The 3,433-nt window shown below is 62.0% G+C and carries 4 protein-coding genes; all 4 read right to left on the reverse strand.

Features of this window, described 5'->3' with window-relative positions; all coding sequences use genetic code 11:
- Nucleotides 1–56 precede the first annotated feature (56 nt).
- The gene (locus tag PSTU_RS0103395) at nt 57–683 is read right to left on the reverse strand and encodes a CoA transferase subunit B (RefSeq protein ID WP_019339635.1); all 627 of its coding nucleotides are present in this window, start codon (nt 681–683) and stop codon (nt 57–59) included.
- 2 nt (nt 684–685) lie between these two features.
- The gene (locus tag PSTU_RS0103400; protein WP_019339636.1) at nt 686–1,381 is read right to left on the reverse strand and encodes a CoA transferase subunit A; all 696 of its coding nucleotides are present in this window, start codon (nt 1,379–1,381) and stop codon (nt 686–688) included.
- Between the two features lie 36 nt (nt 1,382–1,417).
- Nucleotides 1,418–2,320, reverse strand: coding sequence for a hydroxymethylglutaryl-CoA lyase (locus tag PSTU_RS0103405; protein WP_019339637.1), 903 nt, complete (start codon nt 2,318–2,320; stop codon nt 1,418–1,420).
- Between the two features lie 128 nt (nt 2,321–2,448).
- The coding region (locus PSTU_RS0103410; protein ID WP_019339638.1) for a biotin/lipoyl-containing protein at nt 2,449–3,433 on the reverse strand (985 nt) is incomplete at its 5' end.

Below are 3,433 nucleotides of genomic sequence, written 5' to 3' on the forward strand. Positions count from 1 at the left end.
AAGGCTACACGCTGCGCTGACCCGATGCACGGTGGCGTCGGGCCATATCGCAACGCTCAACGCTGGATTGAGCAGCCGGTGGCGTCTTGCATCTCCTCGAAGCTCACCCCGTCGGCCAGCTCCACAAGCCGCAGTCCGCGTTCAGTCACGTCCAGCACACCTAGATCGGTGATGATCCGGTTGACCACGCCGACGCCGGTCAGCGGCAGGTCGCACTGCTTGATGATCTTGTGCGTGCCCTTTGCGGTGTGCTCCATCAAGACGACCACGCGCTTGACCCCAGCCACCAGATCCATCGCGCCGCCCATGCCCTTGACCATCTTGCCTGGGATCATCCAGTTAGCCAGGTCGCCTTTTTCTGAAACCTGCATGGCGCCCAGGATGGCCAGGTTGATATGACCACCGCGGATCATGCCGAAGCTCATCGCATTGTCGAAAAAGGCGCTGCCGGGCAGGGCGGTGACGGTTTGCTTGCCTGCATTGATCAGGTCCGGATCGATCTCGTCTTCGGTGGGGAAGGGGCCAATGCCGAGCAGACCGTTCTCGCTCTGCAGCCAGACGTCCATGCCGTCGGGAATGTAGTTAGCTACAAGTGTCGGAAGGCCGATACCGAGGTTGACGTAAAAACCGTCCTGCAATTCCTGTGCGGCGCGTTGCGCCATCTGTTCGCGTGTCCAGGCCATGATCAGCTCCTCACCGTACGTTTTTCGATACGTTTCTCGGCGTTCGGGTTATGGATGATGCGCTGCACATAGATGCCCGGCAGATGGATCTGGTCCGGGTCCAGCTCGCCGGTTTCCACCAGTTCGTCGACTTCCACCACGCAGACCTTGCCGGCCATGGCCGCGAGCGGGTTGAAGTTGCGCGCAGTCTTGTTGAACACAAGGTTGCCGGCTTTGTCCGCCTTGTAAGCCTTGACCAGCGCGATGTCGGCGGTCAGCGATTCTTCCATCACATACCACTCGCCGTTGAACTGGCGGGTCTCCTTGCCTTCGGCGATCAGCGTGCCGTAGCCGGTACGGGTGTAGAACGCGGGGATGCCGGAGCCGCCAGCGCGCAGCTTCTCGGCCAGGGTGCCTTGAGGGGTGAATTCGAGTTCAAGCTCGCCGGCGAGGTACTGCCGCTCGAACTCCTTGTTCTCGCCCACATAGGAGGAAATCATCTTGCGCACCTGGCGCGTTTCAAGCAGCACGCCGAGGCCGAAGCCGTCCACTCCGGCGTTGTTGCTGATCACCGTGAGGTCTTTCTTGCCGGTGTCGCGCAGTGCCTCGATCAGCGCTTCGGGGATGCCGCACAGGCCAAAGCCGCCGACGGCGAGGGTCATGCCGTTCTCGACCAGGCCGTCGAGGGCCTGCTGGGCGTTGGGATAGATCTTGTTCATGTGAGCCTCTTGTTTTCCGTGTGTGGGCTGTCGCCGTCATTGCGCGCTGAGCCGCGCCCGGGCCACGCGCGATCCGTTTGGCCGACCCAGCACGCCACTGATGCGTTGCCCGGCGGTAACCAGCGCATCCAGATCGATTCCGGTCTGGATGCCCAGGCCATCGAGCATATAGAGCACGTCCTCGCTGGCGACGTTGCCGCTGGCGCCTTTGGCGTAGGGACAGCCGCCGAGCCCGGCCACTGAACTGTCAAATGTGCAGATGCCTTCCAGCAGGCTGGCATAGATGTTTGCCAGCGCCTGGCCATAGGTGTCGTGGAAATGCCCCGCGAGCTTGTCACGCGGCACCTCGCGGGCAACGGTTTCGAACAATTGGCGGGTCTTGCCCGGAGTGCCGGTGCCGATGGTGTCGCCCAGCGATACCTCGTAGCAGCCCATGGCGAACAGCTCACGCGCCACATGCGCGACGCGCTTGGGGTCCACTTCGCCTTCGTAAGGGCAGCCCAACACACAAGAGACGTAGCCACGCACTTGAATGCCGTTCTCGCGTGCGGCGGCCATCAGCGGGACGAAGCGTGCCAGGCTCTCCTCGATGGAGCAGTTGATGTTCTTCTGCGAGAAAGCTTCGGAGGCAGCGCCGAACACAGCTACTTCGCTAACGCCGGCTTCGATGGCCGCTTCGAGCCCTTTCAGGTTGGGCGTCAGCGCCGCATAGGTCACGCCAGGCTTCTGCCTGATCTGTGCAAAAACCTCGGCAGATCCGGCCATCTGCGGCACCCACTTGGGCGAGACGAAGCTGCCGACCTCGATGTACTGCAGCCCGGCGACGCTGAGGTCGTCTACCAGGCGTACCTTGTCGGCGACGCTGATGGGTTGCTTCTCGTTCTGCAGGCCGTCACGCGGGCCAACTTCCACCAGTCGGACATGTTTAGGCAGCGTCATAATGGCTCCATGGCGCGGGCGACGTAGTGTCGTCACCTGCTTTGTTATTTTCTGATGACCCAGCTTACCGAAGCTAAAAACGACCGCTTCAACTATCGGGTAACTTTCAGCCCGGCAAACCCAAGGCGTCAGGCTTCCTCCATCTCCAGCAGGACCGTGCCCTCGTTGACCATGTCGCCTTCGGCACAGAACAAAGCTTTGACCACGCCTGCCTGCTGCGCACGGATGCTGTGTTCCATCTTCATCGCTTCCAGCACGACCAGTGTGGCACCGGCTTCAACGTTCTGCCCGGCCTCGACCAGTACGCGAACAATGCTGCCATTCATGGGCGCGGTCAGGCCGCCATGGTGCTGATGGCTGGCCTCGACTTCGGCGATGGGGTCGAATGCGGTTACAGCCTGCAGTTCGCCGTTCCATTCCAGGTAGAGGGTTGCGTCCTTACGAATGGCTTTCGGCTGACGTGAGGCCTTGGCTTCTGTAGCAGCGGCTGCATCGATACGCACCAGTCGGCTTTCGCCGTTGCATTGCAGGTGCACACCGACTCTTGCCGGCATACCGAAACGCATACCTTCACGCTTCGCCCAAGGCGAATGAAGGTCGTCGCCACGAATGATCGCCGGTTCCGTCTGAACGAACAGCTTGCCAGCAAGCTGCCAGAACGCCTCGGGCAGTTCGCCGGGCGCACGCATCAGCTCGGTTTCGTGGCGTGGGATGAATCCCGTGTCCAGCTCTGCAGCCGCGAAAGCGGGGTGCCCGATTACCCGACGCAGGAAGGCAAGGTTGGTGCGCACGCCGCCTACACAGGTCTCATCCAGCATGGCCAGCAAACGCAGACGCGCTTCCTCGCGGTTTTCTCCCCAGGCGATCAGTTTGCCGAGCATCGGGTCATAGAACGGCGAGACGGTGTCACCTTCCGCTACGCCGCTGTCAACTCGACGCCCCGGCCCTGCGGCCGATTCGCGGTACAGGTCGAGCGTACCGGTGGCAGGGAGAAAGTCGTTGTCCGGGTCTTCGGCATACAGCCGAACTTCGATGGCGTGGCCGGTGAGCGGCACCTGTTCTTGGGTGATCGGCAACGGCTCGCCACCCGCCCCACGGATTTGCCAGGCGACC

Origin of the sequence: Stutzerimonas stutzeri SDM-LAC (genome assembly GCF_000235745.1) — a bacterium.
GTDB lineage: Bacteria > Pseudomonadota > Gammaproteobacteria > Pseudomonadales > Pseudomonadaceae > Stutzerimonas > Stutzerimonas stutzeri_H.

What these genes read in the sequence shown, in the direction of transcription:
- PSTU_RS0103395 (WP_019339635.1), bottom strand. Translation starts at nt 683, where the DNA reads ATGGCCTGGACACGCGAACAGATGGCGCAACGCGCCGCACAGGAATTG.
- PSTU_RS0103400 (WP_019339636.1), bottom strand. Translation starts at nt 1,381, where the DNA reads ATGAACAAGATCTATCCCAACGCCCAGCAGGCCCTCGACGGCCTGGTC.
- PSTU_RS0103405 (WP_019339637.1), bottom strand. Translation starts at nt 2,320, where the DNA reads ATGACGCTGCCTAAACATGTCCGACTGGTGGAAGTTGGCCCGCGTGAC.